Origin of the sequence: Actinophytocola sp. (assembly GCF_035942955.1) — a bacterium.
In the GTDB taxonomy this organism is placed as follows: domain Bacteria; phylum Actinomycetota; class Actinomycetes; order Mycobacteriales; family Pseudonocardiaceae; genus DASYTH01.
Genome location: NZ_DASZCQ010000126.1, coordinates 1 through 18,937, shown reverse-complemented (window position 1 = coordinate 18,937; position 18,937 = coordinate 1). Strand labels below are relative to the sequence as shown.

The following is an 18,937-nucleotide window of genomic DNA, read 5'->3' as shown; positions in this document are numbered from 1 at the left end:
CCCTGCGGTCGATAGGCTGAAATGCAGGGTACTTCAGCGATCCGTCAGCCGCTCCGGAAGTCGTCGGTGGCGCGGATGAGTTCGCTGAGGATGCCGAAGTCGGTGACGGCGTGGCCGGCTTGGGGGAGGACCAGGAGTTTAGCGTCGGGCCAGGCTTGGTGGAGGTCCCAGGCGGTGCGGGCGGGGGTGACGGCGTCGTAGCGGCCCTGGATGATGCGGCCGGGAATGCCGGAGAGTTTGCCGGCGTCGCGGAGGAGGTGGTCGGGGTCGAGCCAGCCGGCGTTGACGAAGTAGTGCAGGGCGATGCGGGCGAAGGGGATGGCGAAGGCGGGGTCGGCGTACTGGGCGGTGAGTTGGGCGTTGGGGAGCAGGGATACGGCTGCGCCTTCCCAGTTGCTCCATGCGGTGGCGGCGCGGGTGCGGACCTCGGGGTCCGGGTCGTTGATCAGGCGGTGGTAGGCGGTGAGGAGGTCGTGCCGCTCGGCGGGTGGGACCGCGGCGGCGAACTCGGCCCAGGCCTCGGGGAAGAGCATGCCGGCGCCGCCGCCGTACATCCAGTCGAGCTCGAGGCGGCGTAGGAGGAAGACGCCGCGCAGCACGATCTCGGTGACCCGTTCGGGGTGGCGCTCGGCGTAGGCGACGGCCAGGGTTGCGCCCCAGGAGCCGCCGAACAGCTGCCAGCGCGCGATGTCGAGGTGCTCGCGCAGCCGCTCCATGTCGGCCACCAGGTGCCAGGTGGTGTTGGCGGCCAGGGCGGCGTCGCCGGCGGCCACGTGCGGGGTGCTGCGGCCACAGCCGCGCTGGTCGAACAGCACGATCCGGTAGGCGTTCGGGTCGAACATCCTGCGCTGCAAGGGATGCGTGCCGCTACCCGGCCCGCCGTGCAGGAACACCACCGGCTTGCCGTGTGGATTCCCGCTGACCTCCCAGTACACCCGGTGGCCGTCGCCGACGTCGAGTATGCCGGCGTCGTGCGAGTTGATGGGCGGGTACAGGCCGGGCATGCGGTCCATCGTGCCGTACTCCTACCCTCGGAGTATGACAACCGCGCAGTTCGGCAGGGAGATGTCGGCCCGGGGCGAGTTCGTGCGCCAGCCCAACCGGTTCACCGATCGCATCACGGCGGACGGGTCGTCCGGGTGGAAGGCCGAGCCGGGGCGGTACCGGCTGGTGGTGAGCATGGCCTGCCCGTGGGCGCACCGGTCGGTGATCGTGCGCCGGCTGCTCGGCCTCGAGGACGCGATCTCGCTGGCCGTCGTCGACCCGATCCGGGACGAGCGGGGCTGGCGGTTCACCCTCGATCCGGACGGCCGCGATCCGGTGCTGGGCATCGAGTTCCTCCACGAGGCCTACCTGGCGACCGATCCGTCGTACACCGGCCGGGTCACGGTGCCGGCCATTGTGGACATCGAGACCGGCCATGTGGTGACCAACGACTACCCGCGGATCACGCTGGACCTGTCCACCGAGTGGACCGCGTTCCACAAGCCCGGCGCGCCCGAGCTGTACCCGCAGCGGCTGCGAGCCGAGATCGACGCCGTCATCGAACCGATCTTCCGCAACATCAACAACGGCGTGTACCGGTGCGGCTTCGCCACCACCCAGGAGGCCTACGAGGAGGCGTTCCACGCCCTGTTCGCCGAGCTCGACCGGCTCTCCCAACGTCTTGAGCGCCAGCGTTTCCTGGTCGGCGACCGGATCACCGAGGCGGACATCCGGCTGTTCACCACGCTGGTCCGGTTCGACGCGGTCTACCACGGCCACTTCAAGTGCAACCGGCACAAGCTGAGCGAGCTGCCGGTGCTCTGGGCCTACGCCCGCGATCTCTTCCAGACGCCGGGCTTCGGCGACACGGTCGACTTCGACCACATCAAGCGGCACTACTATGTGACGCACAACCAGATCAACCCGACCGGGATCGTGCCGGTGGGGCCGGACCCGGCCGCATGGGGGATCCCGCACGGCCGGGCCTGATCGGAGCGGACGCGAGGCCGCGGGTGGGACGGCCTCGCGGAGCGGCCAGATGGCACTGCCCCGGTCACCGACTAGTGGAAGACGTGCTCCGGCGCCGGAAACTCGCGGTTGCGCACCTCGGTGGCGAACTGCTGGACCGCCCCGGTGAGCACGCCGGCCAGGTCGGCGTACCGCTTGACGAACCGCGGCGCCTTGCCCCTGCGCAGCCCGGCCATGTCCTGCCAGACCAGCACCTGGGCGTCGCAGTCCGGGCCGGCGCCGATGCCGATCGTGGGAATGTGCACCTCGTGGGTGACCATCTTGGCCACCTCGGCCGGCACCATCTCCATGACCACGGCGAACGCCCCGGCCTCCTGCAGCGCGACCGCGTCGCGCACCAGGTCGTCCCCGGCGTCGCCGCGGCCCTGCACCCGGTAGCCCCCGAGGTTGTGCTCACTCTGCGGGGTGAAGCCGATATGCCCCATCACGGGGACGCCGGCCGTCGTGATCGCCTTGACGTGCGGGGCGAACGCCCGGCCGCCCTCGAGCTTCACCGCGTGCGCCCTGCCCTCCTTCATGAACCGGACGGACGTGGCCAGCGCCTGCTCGGGGGACAGCTGGTAGGAGCCGAACGGCAGATCCGCCACGACCAGCGCCCGCTTCACCGACCGGGTGACCGCGCGGACCAGCGGCAGCAGCTCGTCCACCGTGACCGGCAGCGAGGTGTCGTAGCCGAACACGTTGTTGGACGCCGAGTCGCCGACCAGCAGCACGGGGATCCCGGCCTCGTCGAACAGCTGCGCGGTGTACATGTCGTACGCGGTGAGCATGGGCCACGGTTCGCCGCGCTCCTTGAGCTCCCGCAGATGGTGGATCCGGACCCGCTTGACCGGCTTGGCCGCCTCGGCGGTGTGCGCTCCCGTGCCGTACGGCGCAGATACTTCTGACAGGTGTGGCAGCGTTGTCACTGTCGTCGACCTTCCTTCCCTCGAGGCCCGCACCGGCGCGGGTCCCCGGGTTCCCTAGCGGAGGGTGTACGAGGAAAGCGTGACACCACCACGTCGAGCCTGGCTGGTCCTTGCGACGAGCCTCACACGCGGCACGCCGGAGCCGATGTCACGATGCGTGATCGTTCGGTGGCGGGACATCCGGCCCGCTGCCAGCCTCCTTTCCATCTCGGCCGGCCACGCCGCGGCGTCGTTCAAGGCGGACATGACCATCCAGCGGAGGGTTCGGCGCTGCTGGCGCTGACCAACTCCGGCTCGCGGAGCGTCACCATCCGGGGCTGGGCGACGGTGACGTTCCACGGCGCGGACAACGCCACGCTTGCCGTCCCCGAGCAGAAGGTCGGGCTGCCCGGCGCCGGCCGTCGATCACGCTGGCACCGGGCCGGACGGCGTTCGCCGGGTGAAGTGGGTGACCGGGGACAAGGCCGATCCGAGCATGTTCGTGGCGACCTCGGTGACGGTCACTCCGCCGAACCATGCCGCGATCAGGGCGAACCTGATCGGGGGTGGACGGCAGGACGGGCTATGTCGAGCTGAGCCTGAGGTCCGTCCAGATCGGGACCCTGCAACCGGCTTCGCAGGGCGTGTTGTTCCGACCCGTCGGCGCTGTATCTGATCGAGCACCTGCACGAGGTTCCGGCGCATGTGCAGAGCTAGCCGGGCGCGGGTGTGCCGGCGCCGGCGTTGATGTGCAGGACGGCGTCGGCCCCGTCGAGGGTCTCCTGGTCGAGGGGGAAGTAGCCGTGCGTCGGGTTGGTGTCGGTGCGGGTGTGGGCGGGTTTGACCGCGCTGGTCGCGGTCAGGCCCCAGGTGGTGATGCGGCGTTGCAGGACGTCCTCGTAGGTGTCGGGCGGGGGCTGCTCGAGCCCGACAGCGGCGCTTCGGCCGAGGCTGCCGGCGACGAAGGCGTACCGGTCGCCAAGCAGAGACCCGACGATGGCGCCGGCGCCGAACCAGTCGAGCTTCATGGGCCCCATGCGCATGTGGCTCCGGTTTCGTTGCAGGTGGACGTTGTTGGCGAAGACCAGGGTCGCGCCCCGCCGGGCCTCGACGCGCCGGATGTCGAGCAGGTTCTGGGCCATGAGCGCATCCCGGACGGCACACATGCGGGTCCACCGGGTGTTCTCGTCGAGGCGCTGTGCCGACACCTTGTGATAGCGCAGCAGGCCGAGACCGGCGGTGAGGTGTGCATGCGCCCGGAACCACTCGGCGCGGGAGGTCTTGGCGATCAGCTCCGGCGCCCGCGCGTAGAGCGTGGTGAGCAGGTCGTCGGCGATCGAGCGCAGCGTGTCGGCCTCGGCGGTGTCGCCGGGTGACATGGCGGGGTCCATGACCGCCTCCGGGCGGCTCCACCGCTCGTCGTCGCCGGTTCGGCCGGCCAGGTCGAGGTCGAGCTCCAGGTAGTCGCGGGCGTGTTCGAGGTAGCGCCGCGGGCTGGGTGCGCTCATCGTCTCCGTGGGGGCGTCGAAGCCGTGGAAGGCCAGACGGTCTTCCGCGGGGCGGTTGTCGTTGTGCTCGCGCATCCAGGCGACCAGCCGGCGGTTGGCGTCGAGGTTTCCGAAGCCGTGGGAGAAACCCTCGCGCATGGCCGTGTCGAGGGCGCCCGTTCCCCACTGGACGAAGTCGTCGACCGCGAGCGCGGCGACGCGGTCGGTTTCCAGGGCGATTGACCGGAAGCCGAGCTCGATCAGCTGGGTGAACAGTTCGTTACGGACCAGCCCGAAGGCCGGTTCGAGGTGCGTCGGCTCACCGAACGCCAACAGCTCGCATGACACGGGGAGGAAGTCTCGAATGTCCTGAGTCATGTGCCTGAATCTTATCGTTGAAAGGTCCATTGAAACTTCCGCCCTCACGATCGAGCAGTAATGCCCTAAAGTCTCAAACCGATGAGAACCCTGCGGCCGGCCGACCTCGCCCGCGAGCACGGCATCTCGACCCAGGCGGTCCGCAACTACGAACGCGACGGGTTCCTCCCGCCCGCCGAGCGCACACCGAGCGGTTACCGGCTCTACACCGAGGTGCACGCGGCGGCGCTGCGCGCCTACCTCGCCCTCGTCCCCGCCTACGGGCACTCGGCAAGCGGCCGGATCATGACCGCGCTCCACGCCGACCAACTCGACGACGCCCTGATGACCATCGACCGTGGGCACGGCCAGCTGCTCCATGACCGGGAAACGCTCAACGCGGTGCGCACCGCGATAACCCATCTGACCGCGGAGTCCGTGCCGGACCGACCAGTTGATCCCGCGCCAAGAACCATCGGCGAGCTCGCCCACCGGCTCGGCGTCACCCCGGCAACCGTGCGCAACTGGGAACGCGCGGGCATCCTCGCCCCCGCCCGGGACCCGGCCACCGGATACCGCGTCTTCCAGCCCACCGACACCCGCGACGCCGAGCTCGCCCACCTCCTGCGACGCGGGGGCTACCCGCTGAACCACATCTCCACCGTGGTCCAGCAGATCCGAACGGCCGGCGGCGCCGACGCACTGGCCCGTGCTTTGGCCGACTGGCAACGAAAGCTGACCGCGCAGGGGATTGCCATGCTCAACGCGGCCGCCCACCTCGGCCACTACCTGAGCCTACTCGACGGGCCCGCACCCCAACGGTCACCGCGCTAGGTTCCCTCCCGCCAGGCGTTGGTGATCGGGAGCCGGCGGTCCCGGCCGAACGCCTTCCAGGTGATCTTGGTGCCGGGCGGGTACTGGCGGCGCTTGTACTCGGCCTTGTCGATCATCCGAAGCACCCGCTCGACCAGCTCGGGGTCGTGGCCGGACGCGATCAGGTCGTGGTAGCCGCGGTCGCCCTCGACGTAGTCGTCGACCACCCGGTCGAGCAGCGTGTAGTCCGGCAGCGAGTCGGTGTCGAGCTGGCCGGGGCGCAGCTCCGCCGAGGGCGGCTTGGTGATCGAGGACTCCGGGATGGGTGGGATCTCGCCGCGCTTATCCGCCTCGGCGTTGCGCCACCTGGCCAGCTCCCACACCAGGGTCTTGGGCACGTCCTTGATCGGCGCGAAGCCGCCGACCGCGTCGCCGTAGATCGTCGAGTAGCCGACCGCGAGCTCGGTCTTGTTGCCGGTGGCCAGCACCAGGTGCCCGTGCTGGTTGGACAGGCCCATGAGGGTCACGCCGCGGCAGCGCGCCTGCACGTTCTCCTCGGCAAGGCCGGTCAGCCCGAGCTGGTCGACGAACGCCGCCACCATCGTCTCGATCGGCTGCACCGAGTAGTGCAAACCGGTCCGCTGAGCCAGGTCCGCGGCGTCGGACCGGGAGTGCGCCGACGAGTACACCGACGGCATGGACACCGCGTAGACGGCGTCCGGCCCCAGCGCGTCGACCGCGAGGGCCGCGCACACGGCCGAGTCGATCCCGCCGGACAGGCCGAGCACCACCGAGCGGAAGCCGTTCTTGTGCACGTAGTCGCGCAGGCAGGTGACCAGCGCCGACCACACCTCGGCCTCGTCGGAGAGCGGTTCGGCGATCGTGGCCGGGTACGCCGGGGCGTAGGCCGGCAGCGGCTCGGCGGACAGGACGCGCCTGCGCACCTCGAACCCGCCGATCCGCCCCTCGGCCCTGGCCGCCCCGCCGGGCAGGTCGAGGTCGAGCAGCAGCAGGTGCTCGACGAACTGCGGCGCCCTGGACAGCAGCGTGCCGTCCGCGCCGACCACGATCGAGTCGCCGTCGAACACCAGCTCGTCCTGGCCGCCGACCATGTTCACGTAGGCCAGCGGCGCCCTCGCCTCCCGCGCGCGCCCGGCCACCAGCGGCAGCCGCACGTCGTCCTTGCTGCGCTCGTACGGCGACGCGTTCGGCGCCACCACGAGGTCGACGCCGGCCCGGCCGAGCGCGGCGATCGGGCCGCCGTCCTGCCAGATGTCCTCGCAGATCACCACGCCGACCTCGAGCCCGTGAACGCGCAGGATGTCCAGGCTCTGACCGGGCTTGAAGTACCGCCGCTCGTCGAACACGCCGTAGTTGGGCAGGTGGTGCTTGAACTGCCGGGCGACCACCTCGCCGCGGTGCAGCACCGCGACGGCGTCCCGCGGCCCGACCTCGTCGCGGTCCAGGTAGCTGACGTAGCAGGCGACCTCCCCGCAGCCGGCCTCGTCCAGCCGTCCGGCCAGCCCCGCCAGCCGCTGGACGGACGCCGCCGCGAACGACTCGCGCAGCGCCAGGTCCTCGACCGGGTAGCCGGTGAGCACCATCTCCGGCAGCACCACCAGCTGCGCGCGCGCCTCGGCGGCCCGGCGGGTCCAGTCGACGATCAGCGACGCGTTGCCGTCCAGATCCCCGACGGTGGCGTTGACCTGGGCGAGAGCGATGCGAATCTGCGGCATGGCGCCATCATCCCATGAGGTTTGCGACTCCGAGGCGAAAATGGGGCGCACCCGGTCTACCTGCGGCGACTCCGGACCTTCTTGAGCATCGCCCGGACCCGCTGCAGGGCCTGCTCGGCATCGGTGTCGAACGGGTTGTCGTGCACCATGTACGTCCACGTCGAGGTCGGCCGCACCAGACCGGCGTCGGCCAGGTCCACGCCGTCGTCGGTGATCGTCGCCGCCCGGAACGTCTCCGCCGAGCGCTCGGCGATCTCGTCGGGGATCTTGCGGAACGCCGGGATCGCGGCCCGGTGGAACTCGTCGATCGGCGTCTCCCTGGCCAGCGCGCGCAGGTGGATCGTCTCCCGCACGTCGGACAGGAACGCCAGGTGCTCGGTCCAGCACCGGTCGAGGTGGTAGAGCATGATCACCCGGGCCGCCTCGGTGAGCACGTCCTCGTCGATCGTCTCGGCGAGCTCGGTCCACCGGTCCCCGCACAGCGCGGCCAGCTCGGTCGCGGCGAGGTCGGTGCGCATCAGCTCGTCGCGGTGCTCGAGCAGGACCCCGCGCTGGTGCTCGATCAGCCGGGTGTAGCGCCAGGTGTTGCGGTGGATCTCCAGGTGCACGCCCTCGGCCACGCGCTGGGCGTGCTGGATGTAGCGCAGCGAGGTGGCGTCGGTCAGCCGCCCGTCGGAGTCCGGCTCGCTGCCCGCGGTGGCGTCCGGCGCGTACTGCACCACCAGCTCGTCGGCGAGGCTGGCGAAGAACACCGACCCGCCCGGGTCGCCCTGCCGCCCGGCCCGGCCGCGGAGCTGGTCGTCGAGCCGGCTCGACGGGTAGTGCCCGGTGCCGATCACGTAGAGGCCGCCGAGCTCGGCGACCTTGTCGTGCTCGGCGGAATCCTTGCCGCCCAGGCGAATGTCGGTGCCGCGGCCGGCCATCTGGGTGGACACCGTGACCGAGCCGAACGAGCCGGCCTCGGCCACGATCGCGGCCTCCTGCGCGTCGTTCTTCGCGTTGAGCACCACGCACGGGACGCCGGCCTCGGCGAGCTTGCCGGCCAGCCGCTCCGACTCGGCCACGTCCAGCGTGCCGATCAGGATCGGCCGCCCGGTGGCGTGCGTGGCCACGACCTCGGCGAGGATCGCGGCCTCCTTGGCCTCCTCGGTGGCGTAGATCCGGTCCGGCTCGTCCTCCCGGATGCACGGCGTGTTCGGCGGAATCACCGCGACCTTGAGCTGGTAGAACTCGCGCAGCTGCTCGGCGACGGCCTCGGCGGTGCCGGTCATGCCGCACACCCTCGGGTAGCGACCGACCAGGCCCTGCACGGTGATCGAGTCGAGCACCTCGCCGCTCTCGGTGGGCGCCAGCCGCTCCTTGGCCTCCACGGCCGCCTGCAGCCCGTCCGGCCAGCGCTGCAGCAGCGCCACCCGGCCCCGCGAGGTGTTGATCAGGTGCACCTTGCCGTCGCGGACGATGTAGTCGATGTCCCGCTCCAGCAACGCGTGCGCGTGCAGCGCGGCGTTGACGGCGGCCAGCCGGTCGCTGTGCTCGCCGGAGTACAGGTCGATGCCGCCGAGCGCGCGCTCCACCACCTGGGCGCCGCGCTCGGTCAGCCAGGCGTTGCGGCCGTCCTCGTCGCGCTGGTAGTGCGTGCCCGGCTGCAGGACCCGGACAATCTTGGCCACCTCCGGGTCGGCCTGGCTGTCGGCGGTCGATCCGGCCATCACCAGCGGCACCTTGGCCTCGTCGACCAGGACCGAGTCGGCCTCGTCGATCAGCACCACCTCGGGCTCGCGCTGGACCATCTCGTCGACCGTGGTGCACAGCCGGTCGCGCAGCACGTCGAAGCCGATCTCGCTGACCGAGCCGTAGGTGACGTCCGCGGCGTAGGCCGCCCTGCGCTCCTCCCGCGTCGAGGTCTGGCTCACCCACCCGACGGTGACCCCGAGCAGCTCGTACACCGGGCGCATCCACTCGGCGTCGCGGTGCGCCAGGTAGTCGTTGACGGTCATGACGTGGACCTGGCTGCCCTGCAGGGCGTACCCGGCCGCGGCCAGCGCGCCGGCCAGGGTCTTGCCCTCGCCGGTGGCCATCTGCACGACGTGCCCGGACAGCAGCTCCATCGTGCCGATCAGCTGAACGTCGAACGGCCGCTCGGACAGCGCCCGCCGGGCCGCCTCCCGGCCGAGGGCGCACAGCTCCACCAGGTCGGACTCGCCGAACGCGGCATCCTCGGAGTCCCGCCGCAGCTCGGCGGCCGCGGCGGTCAGCTCGGCGTCGGACAGCTTCTCCAGCCGGCTCTCGCGCCACTCGATGGACTTCAGCAGCTTGTCGTAGTGCGCGAGGTCGACGGTGGCCGGGCGCTCAAGGAACCGCTGGACGCGGCCCTTCATCCGCCGCAGCATCGCAGCCACTCCCGGCCACCTCCTCGCTACCAATGTAAGACCCTGCACGGTAACGGTGGACCATGGTGGGTGAGTTCCACACCCCGTGATGGCACTATCACGAGCGTGACAAGGTCTGCGCGTGTCGCGCCCCCGCTCGGCGCCATGGTGCTCGCGCTCGTCTGCTCCTGCACGACGAGCACCGCTGGGATGGCGGTGGCGCCGGTGGTCGAGCAGCGCGGCCCGACCGGCCCGGTTCCGCCCGGTCTCGAGCGGTTCTACGGCCAGGCGCTTGCCTGGGAGGGCTGCGAGCCGTACGCCAGGACCGATTCCGACAAGCAGGCCATGGACGGCGAGGACGCGCAGTGCGCCCGGCTTTCCGTGCCGCTCGACTACGCCAAGCCGGACGGCGACACGATCACCATCGGCGTGCTGCGCCGGCGGGCCAGCCAGCCGGACCGGCGGATCGGCTCGATGATCATCAATCCCGGCGGTCCCGGGGCGGCCGGGATGTCCACCGCCGTGCGGCTGTTCGACCAGGCCAAGGGCACCGATCTGGCCAAGCGGTTCGACTTCGTGGGCTTCGACCCGCGCGGGGTCGGCGCCAGCGAGCCGACGGTCAAGTGCCTCACCGACGTCGAGCGCGACGCCGAGCGGGCCGACGACGACGAGTTGGACGCCTCGCCGGCCGGAGTGGCCAAGGTGGAGGCCGACCAGAAGGACTATGCCGCCAAGTGCGCGCAGCGGACCGGCAAGGGCACCGCGATGCTGGCCAACATCGGCACCCGGGACGTGGTCAAGGACATCGACGTGCTGCGCTCGGCGCTCGGCGATGCGAAGCTGACCTACCTCGGCTACTCCTACGGCACGCGGATCGGCAGCACTTACGCGGAGACGTTCCCGGCCAACGTCCGCGCCCTCGTGCTCGACGGCGCCCTCGACCCGGATCAGGACGCGGTCGAGGAGCTGGTCGCGCAGGGAGCGGGCTTCCAGAAGGCGTTCGACGACTTCGTGGCCTGGTGCGTCAAGCGCGACGACTGCGCGCTCGGCCAGGACGCGACCAAGGCGCTCGCGGCGTTCCACGGCCTGGTCCGCCCGCTCGGGCAGCGACCGATCGACCTGGAGGACGGGCGCAAGCTGTCCTACTCCGACGCGATCACCGGCGTGATCCAGGCGCTGTACGCCGACGAGCTGTGGGAGTACCTCAACACCGGGCTGACCGAGCTGAAGGGCAACGAGGCGACCACGCTGATGCTGCTCGCCGACACCTACCTCGAGCGCGGCGAGAACGGCACCTACTCGACCACCCAGGACGCCTTCACCGCGATCCGCTGCGTGGACGACCCGCACGTCACCGACAAGAACGTGGTCCTGGAGGCGCAGCGCAGATACAAGCAGGTGGCGCCGTTCCTCGACGACGGCAACCCGCCGACCGCGGCGCTGGACGCGTGCGCGTTCTGGCCGGTGCCCAACACCAGCCAGCCGCACCTGCCGAAGATCACCGGCCTGCCCCCGGTCCTGGTGATCTCCACGACCAAGGACCCGGCAACGCCCTACGAGGCCGGCGTCGCCTTGGCCAACGCGCTCGGCGGCGGGCTGCTCACCTTCGAGGGCACCCAGCACACCGCGTTCCTCCAGGAGAACAGGTGTGTCGACGAGGCCACCATCCGCTACCTGGTCGACCTCACCCTGCCGCCGGCCGGCACGCGTTGCTCGTAGCCGCCGGCGGCGACCTCGGCGGTGGTGCGGGCGCCGATCAGCAGGGCCAGCAGGGCGGCGGCCGCGCAGATGATCGCGGTGACCAGGAAGATCCCGCTGTACTGGCTCAGCAGCGCGCCGTTGAGGGCCTGCCGGTAGGCGGCGAGCTCGGCGTCGAACTGCTCCTTGGGCTTGCCGAACGGCAGCGGGCTCGGCAGGTTCGCGGTCAGCCGGTGGAACCGGTGCAGTCCCCACGCCGACAGCGCGGCCACCCCGACCAGCATGCCGATCATGCGGGCGGTCACCGCGAAGGCCGAGGCGACCCCGTGCTGCACGGCCGGTACGACCCGCAGCACGGCCGCCGACAGCGGGGCGATCACCATGCCCAGCCCCAGCCCGGCGATGGCCAGGTCGGTGTCCAGCCGGGGCAGGGTGAGCGGGCCGAGCACGTGCGGGGTGGACAGCACCTCGATCGGCCACCGCGAGATCAGCAGGTAGCCGGCGCCGGCGACGAGCATCCCGGCGAACGCCACCACGCGGTCGCCGAGCCGGCCGGCCAGCACCCCGCCCAGCAGCGCGCCGATCGGCAGCGCCACCAGGAAGCGCAACAGCAGCAGCACGCCGCCGCGGTCGTCCCGGCCGAGCAGGCTCTGCGCGAACAGGTCGATGTCCACCAGCGTCACCATCAGCGCGGCCCCCGCGGCCAGGCTGACCCCGAGCGCGGCGAGGAACGGCCGCAGCCGCACCTCGCTGGTGTCGATCAGCTTGGTGCGCGCCCACAGCTCCCAGGCCACGAACGCGACCAGCAGCCCGCCGGCCACCCCCAGCGTCGGCAGGCCCCAGCTCGGCAGCGCCTGCTTCTGCGGGTCCGGGTTGTACAGCCCGTACACCGCCAGCCCGAGCGCCGCCGCGAGCAGCACGCCGCCCATGACGTCCACTTTGGACGGTCGAGCGGCCGCGCCCCTGGCCGGCACGACGATCTGGACCGCCACCATGGCCAGCAGCGCGAGCGGCACGTTCACCCAGAACACGCCGCGCCAGCCGGTGACCGCGGCGATCGCGATCCCGTACACCGGGCCGAGCACGCTGCCCAACTCCTGTGCCGCGCCGACCGCCCCGAGCACGGTGGCCCGCCGGGCATCGGCCCACAGGTCCGCGGCCAGCGCCATGGTGACCGGCAGCAGCGCGCCGCTGGCCACGCCGAGGATCACCCGCCCGGTGACGAGCAGGCCAAGGGTGTCCGCCGACGCCGTGACGATCGACCCGGCGACGAACGCGGCCAGGCACAGCTGCAGGATCACCTTGCGGCCGAAGCGATCCGAGGCCTGCCCGAGCAGTGGCATGGCGGCCACGTAGCCGAGCAGGTAGCCGGTGACGATCGGGGTGATCCGCTCGAGGCGGTTCACCGGGATCTCCAGGTCGTCGATGATCTGCCGGAACACGCTGACCACGACGTAGGTGTCCAGCGCCCCGAGCAGCACCGCGAGCCCACCGGCCGCGATGGCGATGGACCTCCGGTTCATCCAGCACCTCGCAAGCTCGGTGCTGGCGACCCCGTCGCCTCGTCCCTCGGCGATGGGGCAGTGCTCGACGGTTCGCTCCGCAAGCTCCGCCAAGCCTGCGTCTCCTCGTTCCTCGGAGACGCAGGAGTATTGATTGGTTCGCTCCGCAAGCTCCGCTCACATGTCAGTTCGGCGGGGTGATCGTGACCGGCTTGTCCACATCGGACAGCGTGACGTCCACCGTCGCGGTCCCGCCGTCGCCGCCCTGCGACTTCACCGACGCCTTGACCGGCTGCTTGTTGTCCTGGCGCAACCAGAACGTGATGTCCACATCGGACTCGACGCCCGGCACGAGGCCGCGCACGACGTCCTTGCCGACCCGCCCGCTCACCTTGTACGCCGAGGTCCCGTCGACCGACTCGGTTCCCTCGGACCTCGGGTCCTGCACGCTCGACAGCACCTTGGCGATCCCCTTGTCCGGGTTGAGGATCGCCGACGGGTCGTAGATGTTCGACACCAGCGACGCGGGCAGCTGCTGGAACCCGCCGGTCGCGCCCTTGATGTACACCGAGTCGTTGACCAGGACGAACTCACCCTCGAACAGCTGGCCGAGCAGATCCATGTTGACCGTGCCCTTGGCCGCCCCGGACGGTCCGCCCTCCCTGGTGAGGTCGCCCTCGGCGCTGTGCACGGGCACCCCGGGCAGCTGGCCGTCCACCTTCAGGGTGAAGTGCGCGCTCCTGATGTTCCGGGTCGCTCCCGCGGCGTCCCGCAGCAGCGAGGCGGCATCCGGCCCCGGAGCGCTCGCGGATGGATCATCCGTGCAGGCGGTGGCGACCGAGGCGACCAGGGCGAGCGATCCGATCAGGATCCGGCGCAAGACCATGACGGCATGGTAGGACCCCCTCCCTGAGAAAGCGCTGGCTATGCCGAACTGCGACTTATGCGTGCGCTCGGCCGGAAGGTCTTTCGGTAGGCCAGCGGGGACACCCCGATGGCCGCGCGCAGGTGCTGGCGAAGGGACGCCGCGGTTCCGAGGCCGGACTCGGCGGCCACCCGGTCCACCGGCAGGTCGGTGGTCTCCAGCAGGTGCCGGGCGTGCCGAACCCGTTGCTGGATCAGCCAGGTGCCCGGCGACATCCCGGTCTCCGCGCGGAACCGCCGGCTGAACGTGCGCACGCTCATCCGGGCGTGCCGGGCCAGCTCGGCCAGGTCCAGCGGGCGGTCCAGGTGGCGCAGCGCCCAGTGCCGGGTCGGGGCCGTGCCGTCGGTGCCGGCCTCCGGCACGTGCCGCTCGATGAACTGCGACTGGCCGCCGTCCCGCCAGGGTGGCACCACGCAGAACCGGGCGGCCCGGTTGGCCACCTCGCTGCCGTGGTCGGTGCGCACCACGTGCAGGCACAGGTCGACGCCGGCGCCGAGGCCGGCCGAGGTGAGCACGTCGCCGTCGTCGACGAAGAGCACGTCCTCGTCGAGCAACACCTTCGGGTACAGCCGCCGGAAGTCGTCGGCGTACGCCCAGTGCGTGGTGGCCGGGCGCCCGTCCAGGATGCCGGCCGCGGCCAGCACGAACGCGCCGGTGCAGATCGACATGATCCGGGCGTGCGGCGGGATCAGCGCGAGCGCCTCGGCGATCTCGTCCGGCAGCGTGCCGTGCTGCCGCGGGCCCTCCACCCGGGTGCCGGGGATGATCACCGTGTCCGCGTCGGCCAGCGCCTCCCGGCCGTGGTCGGGGACGATCGCGTAGCCGGCGTGCACCCGGATCGGCCGCCGGTCCAGCCCGCAGACCCGCACCTCGTAAAGCTCCTCGCCGTGCTCGCCGGTGGCCGTGCGGAAGATCTGCGGCGGGATGGCCATGTCGTAGCCGACCACGGCGTCCAGCGCGAGGACCGCCACCCTGTGTGGAGCGGCCCTTCGGGAGTATGCGCGCGACGCGGTCGCGCCGGCAGGGCTGACCATGTCTGCTCCTTCGCCTTGCGTTGTTCCGCGCCCTGCCACCGCGACCGCGTGCCTTCGGCCTGGGCGCGCTCAGTGGTCACCTTGGCTGCCGCCTGGCTGTTGGCAGGGCATCACCTCATGGCAAGATCCTTGCACATATTGGCGATCTGGCCACTGGTGGCCACCCGCCCGCATGATCGACGCTTGACCGGTGACCCAGCTGGACGAGCGCGCGACCCGGCGCGCTCCGCGAATGCCGCACCGTGCCTGGATCGTGGCCGGCGCGGCGTTCGTGATCCTGATCGGCGCGGCGGGCTTCCGCGCGGTGCCCGGCGTGCTGATCGACCCGCTGCATGCGGAGTTCGGCTGGTCCCGGGCGACGATCTCGTCCGCGGTCTCGATCAACCTGGTGCTGTTCGGCCTGTTCTCGCCGTTCGCCGCCGCGCTGATGGACCGGCTCGGCATGCGCCGGGTGGTGGTCTGCGCGCTGATCCTCGTCGCGGCCGGCAGCGGCCTGACCGTGTTCATGACCTCGAGCTGGCAGCTGCTGATGTGCTGGGGCGTGCTGGTCGGGGTGGGCACCGGGTCGATGGCCATGACGTTCGTGGCCACGGTCACCGGCCGCTGGTTCGTCAAGCACCGCGGCCTGGTCAGCGGCGTGCTCACGGCCGCGGGCGCCACCGGCCAGCTGATCTTCCTGCCACTGGTGGCCGCGCTGGCCACCGAGCACGGCTGGCGCACGCCCGCGGTGGTCGTATCCGCCTGCGCACTGGCGGTCGTCCCGCTTGTGCTGCTGTGCCTGCGCGACTACCCGGGCGACGTCGGCCTGACCGCCTACGGCGCCCGGGGCGACGAGCGGGAGCAGCGGGTCGGGCCGGTGGCCGGGGGCGCCACCGCCAGGGCTCTGCGGGTGCTCCGCGAGGCCTCGCGCACGCCGGCGTTCTGGCTGCTCGCCGGCGGGTTCGCGATCTGCGGCATGTCCACCAACGGCCTGGTCGGCACGCATTTCGTGACGGCCGCGCATGACCACGGCATGCCGCACACCACCGCCGCGTCCCTGCTCGCGGTGGTCGGCATCTTCGATGTGGCCGGCACGATCCTGTCCGGCTGGCTCACCGACCGGGTCGATCCCCGGCTGCTGCTCGGTGGCTACTACACCTTCCGCGGGCTGTCGCTGCTCTTCCTGCCGTCGCTGTTGGGCCCGGACGTCCAGCCGAGCATGTGGGCGTTCATCGTCTTCTACGGGCTGGACTGGATCGCCACCGTGCCGCCGACCGTCGCACTGTGCCGGGACCGGTTCGGCGCCGACGGCCCGGTCGTGTTCGGCTGGGTGTTCGCCTCCCACCAGATCGGCGCCGCGTTCGCCGCCGTCGGCGCCGGCGCGATCCGCGACTCGCTCGGCGACTACCGCCTGGCCTGGTACCTCGCCGGCGGGTTGTGCGTGCTCGCCGCCCTCATGTCGGTGTCCGTTCGCGCCAATCGGGAGCCCGAAACAAGCCGTTAACACGATCTACCTACGCTTCCCGCCATGGATCGGCAGCAGGAGTTCGTGCTACGCACCCTCGAGGAACGCGACATCCGGTTCGTCCGGTTGTGGTTCACCGACGTCCAGGGGTTCCTCAAGTCGGTGGCGGTGGCGCCCGCCGAGCTGGAGGGCGCGTTCGCCGAGGGCATCGGCTTCGACGGCTCGGCCATCGAGGGGTTCGCCCGGATCTACGAGTCGGACATGGTGGCCAAGCCCGACCCGGCGACCTTCCAGGTGCTGCCGTGGGAGACACCGGAGGGCCAGCACTACTCGGCCAGGATGTTCTGCGACATCGCGATGCCGGACGGCTCCCCGTCCTGGGCCGATCCCCGGCACGTGCTGCGCCGCACGCTGTCGCGGGCCAGCGAGGCCGGCTTCACCTGCTACGTCCACCCGGAGATCGAGTTCTTCCTGCTCACCGACCTGCCGGTGGACGGAAGCGAGCCCGTCCCCGCGGACAACGGCGGGTACTTCGACCAGGCCAGCCACGCCACCGCGACGCACTTCCGCCGGCACGCCATCGAGACGCTCGAGGCGATGGGGATCTCGGTGGAGTTCAGCCACCACGAGGGCGCCCCCGGCCAGCAGGAGATCGACCTGCGCTACGCCGACGCGCTGACCATGGCCGACAACGTGATGACGTTCCGGTACGTGGTCAAGGAGGTGGCCATCACCCAGGGCGTGCGGGCCTCGTTCATGCCCAAGCCGTTCACCGATCAGCCCGGTTCCGGCATGCACACCCACCTGAGCCTGTTCGAGGGCGACCGGAACTCCTTCTACGACAGCGAGGACCCGTACGAGCTGTCCGCGACCGGCAAGGCGTTCGTCGCCGGCCTGCTCAAGCACGCCAGGGAGATCTCCGCGGTGACCAACCAGTGGGTGAACTCCTACAAGCGGCTGATCGTGGGCGGCGAGGCGCCGACGGCCGTCTGCTGGGGACACGCCAACCGGTCCGCGCTGGTCCGGGTGCCGATGTACTCCCCGGGCAAGGCCTCCTCGCGGCGCGTGGAGATCCGCAGCCTGGACTCGGCGTGCAACCCCTACCTGGCCTACGCCGCCATCCTGGCCGCCGGGCTGAAGGGGATCGCCGAGGGCTACGAGCTGCCCCCGGCGGCCGAGGACGACGTGTGGTCGCTCACCGAGGCCGAGCGCCGCGCCGCGGGGTACGACAACCTGCCGCAGAACCTGGGCGAGGCGCTCGCCGAGATGGAGCGGTCCGAGCTGCTCGCCGAGACCCTCGGCGAGCACGTCTACGACTTCTTCCTGCGCAACAAGCGCACCGAGTGGGACGCCTACCGCCGCAGCGTCACCCCGTACGAGCTGCGCTCCCTGCTGCCCGTGCTGTAGCCGCCCGGGTCGAGCGGGCCGGCGGTGTCTGGACCGAGGAGCGCGCGCAGGCGCCAGCGCCGAGCACGCGACGAGGGAAGACACCGCGTCAAAGGCCCGCTCGACAGCGAGCGGAGCGAGCAAATCCAACACTGTCGGACCCCTTGGCTAGCGTCCGGGCCATGTCGGACCTTGCACGCCGGGTGGCCGCCAGGTACGTGGAGATCAACGGCGAGCACCCGATGACACCGGCCGACGACGCCTACGTCGAGCGGCACTTCGTCACGCTCGACGAGCTGTGCGTCGGCCGCGACCAGACGCCGGACCAGATCCGGGCGCACATGCTGGCCGGGCGGCTCCCGCTGCCCGGCTACCTGCGCTCGGACGGCGCTGAGATGGTGCCAGCCGACCTGCTGGAGCTGGCCGACCGGGCCGGGGGAATAGAGCGGCTGCCGGCCTGGTTCCATTCCCAGTGGGCCGACCGGGCCAAGGCGGCCGCGGAGTGGCGCTCCTACCTGAGCGGGCAGTACGTGTGCCTGCGCTCGGTGCGTCCGGACACGATCATCCGCAAGGACCGGTTGACCTCGGCCATCACCGAGGCGCTCGCCGATCCGAAGCCGGAGTCGATGTTGTGGCGGGCCCGGCTGCACATCCTGGTCGACGAGCTGGAGTCGGTGGAGCTGCCGTTCACGGGCTACGACCGTCTCCGGTTCGGCGGACCGACGTCGAGGGACACCCTGATCGACTCGGTTCGCGACCGATATCCGCTCGACAATCCGTGGACGAGCCGATCGGGAAGCGACGTTCCCGCGGATCTCGCGTGCTGATCCCGGCCCGGCAAATCGGGCTCTGACCAGCCGATTTGCCTTCGTCGATCGGCGTGGCCTAACCTTCTGCAAGCCACGTACCGCGTCGGACCCGCCGGGACTAGCGACCCCGGCCCGTTCGACGGGAACCAGGCCTCTGATACACTAGGAATCAGAGGCTGGACCTCTTCCGGGCCAAGGGGTTGACACCCCGAGTCGGACCGGGTAGAGTGTACGGGTTGCCTGAGATGAGGCCTCGCCCAGTTGGAGCGACAGCCTCAGCAGTAGCTTAAGAACGACGAGATACCTGCCCCTCTGACCACGCCCGGGATCGGGTGTGTGATGGGTGTGCGTGTGTTGTTTGAGAACTCAACAGTGTGTCGATTTTGTATGCCAGTAGAGCTTGTTTGAATCCTTTTGTGGGTTCTTTTGAGTGTGCTCAACTTTTGTTGGGTCAGGGTTTGTTTTGGAGAGTTTGAT

14 protein-coding genes are annotated in these 18,937 nt (G+C 70.8%); 6 read left to right on the top strand and 8 right to left on the bottom strand.

Translation table 11 applies throughout. The features are described 5' to 3' along the window. Positions 1–44: 44 nt before the first annotated feature. Positions 45–1,004 carry a prolyl aminopeptidase gene (pip, locus tag VGX25_RS12345; RefSeq protein WP_326917807.1) on the bottom strand — a complete coding sequence of 320 codons (960 nt, stop codon included), beginning with the start codon at positions 1,002–1,004 and terminating at the stop codon, positions 45–47. Positions 1,005–1,038: 34 nt separating this feature from the next. On the opposite strand from pip, the gene VGX25_RS12340 reads away from it, so the two are divergent. Then, complete coding sequence (locus VGX25_RS12340; protein ID WP_326917806.1) at positions 1,039–1,974, top strand: glutathione S-transferase family protein; 936 nt, start codon at positions 1,039–1,041, stop codon at positions 1,972–1,974. A 71-nt stretch (positions 1,975–2,045) separates the two neighbouring features. Here the strand turns inward: VGX25_RS12340 and panB are convergent, their stop codons facing one another. Beyond that, entirely contained in the window at positions 2,046–2,921 is an 876-nt protein-coding gene (panB, locus tag VGX25_RS12335; protein ID WP_414635779.1) for a 3-methyl-2-oxobutanoate hydroxymethyltransferase, read from the bottom strand. 692 nt (positions 2,922–3,613) lie between these two features. After that, the gene (locus VGX25_RS12330; protein ID WP_326917805.1) at positions 3,614–4,765 is read right to left on the bottom strand and encodes an erythromycin esterase family protein; all 1,152 of its coding nucleotides are present in this window, start codon (positions 4,763–4,765) and stop codon (positions 3,614–3,616) included. Positions 4,766–4,846: 81 nt separating this feature from the next. Here VGX25_RS12330 and VGX25_RS12325 point away from each other — a divergent pair, with 81 nt between their 5' ends. After that, positions 4,847–5,578: a TioE family transcriptional regulator gene (locus VGX25_RS12325; protein ID WP_326917804.1), complete on the top strand. Its 732-nt coding sequence runs from the start codon at positions 4,847–4,849 to the stop codon at positions 5,576–5,578. Here VGX25_RS12325 and VGX25_RS12320 read toward each other — a convergent pair. Both VGX25_RS12320 and secA2 read right to left on the bottom strand, forming a co-directional pair. After that, complete coding sequence (locus VGX25_RS12320) at positions 5,575–7,293, bottom strand: NAD+ synthase (RefSeq protein WP_326917803.1); 1,719 nt, start codon at positions 7,291–7,293, stop codon at positions 5,575–5,577. The two genes, VGX25_RS12325 and VGX25_RS12320, sit on opposite strands and share 4 nt — an antisense overlap. 56 nt (positions 7,294–7,349) lie before the next feature. Continuing rightward, a complete protein-coding gene (gene secA2 / locus VGX25_RS12315) occupies positions 7,350–9,683 on the bottom strand; it encodes an accessory Sec system translocase SecA2 (protein WP_326917815.1) in 2,334 nt (777 codons plus the stop codon). A gap of 144 nt (positions 9,684–9,827) precedes the next feature. Between secA2 and VGX25_RS12310 the strand changes: the two genes are divergently transcribed. Beyond that, complete coding sequence (locus VGX25_RS12310; protein ID WP_414635781.1) at positions 9,828–11,381, top strand: alpha/beta hydrolase; 1,554 nt, start codon at positions 9,828–9,830, stop codon at positions 11,379–11,381. Here the strand turns inward: VGX25_RS12310 and VGX25_RS12305 are convergent. The 3 genes from VGX25_RS12305 to VGX25_RS12295 form a co-directional block, all read right to left on the bottom strand. Further along, a complete protein-coding gene (locus VGX25_RS12305) occupies positions 11,333–12,883 on the bottom strand; it encodes an MFS transporter (protein ID WP_326917802.1) in 1,551 nt (516 codons plus the stop codon). The genes VGX25_RS12310 and VGX25_RS12305 overlap by 49 nt on opposite strands. Positions 12,884–13,046: 163 nt before the next feature. Continuing rightward, the gene (locus VGX25_RS12300) at positions 13,047–13,748 is read right to left on the bottom strand and encodes an LppX_LprAFG lipoprotein (RefSeq protein WP_326917801.1); all 702 of its coding nucleotides are present in this window, start codon (positions 13,746–13,748) and stop codon (positions 13,047–13,049) included. A 38-nt stretch (positions 13,749–13,786) separates the two neighbouring features. Continuing rightward, positions 13,787–14,821 carry a GlxA family transcriptional regulator gene (locus VGX25_RS12295; protein ID WP_326917800.1) on the bottom strand — a complete coding sequence of 345 codons (1,035 nt, stop codon included), beginning with the start codon at positions 14,819–14,821 and terminating at the stop codon, positions 13,787–13,789. 232 nt (positions 14,822–15,053) lie between these two features. On the opposite strand from VGX25_RS12295, the gene VGX25_RS12290 reads away from it, so the two are divergent. From VGX25_RS12290 to VGX25_RS12280, 3 genes are all read left to right on the top strand, one after another. Beyond that, positions 15,054–16,304 (top strand): MFS transporter, encoded by a 1,251-nt coding sequence (locus tag VGX25_RS12290; RefSeq protein WP_326917813.1) that lies wholly within the window; start codon positions 15,054–15,056, stop codon positions 16,302–16,304. Between the two features lie 24 nt (positions 16,305–16,328). Continuing rightward, the gene (glnA, locus tag VGX25_RS12285; protein WP_326917799.1) at positions 16,329–17,672 is read left to right on the top strand and encodes a type I glutamate--ammonia ligase; all 1,344 of its coding nucleotides are present in this window, start codon (positions 16,329–16,331) and stop codon (positions 17,670–17,672) included. A 161-nt stretch (positions 17,673–17,833) separates the two neighbouring features. Next, positions 17,834–18,478, top strand: coding sequence for a DUF6058 family natural product biosynthesis protein (locus VGX25_RS12280; RefSeq protein WP_326917798.1), 645 nt, complete (start codon positions 17,834–17,836; stop codon positions 18,476–18,478). Positions 18,479–18,937: the final 459 nt, after the last annotated feature.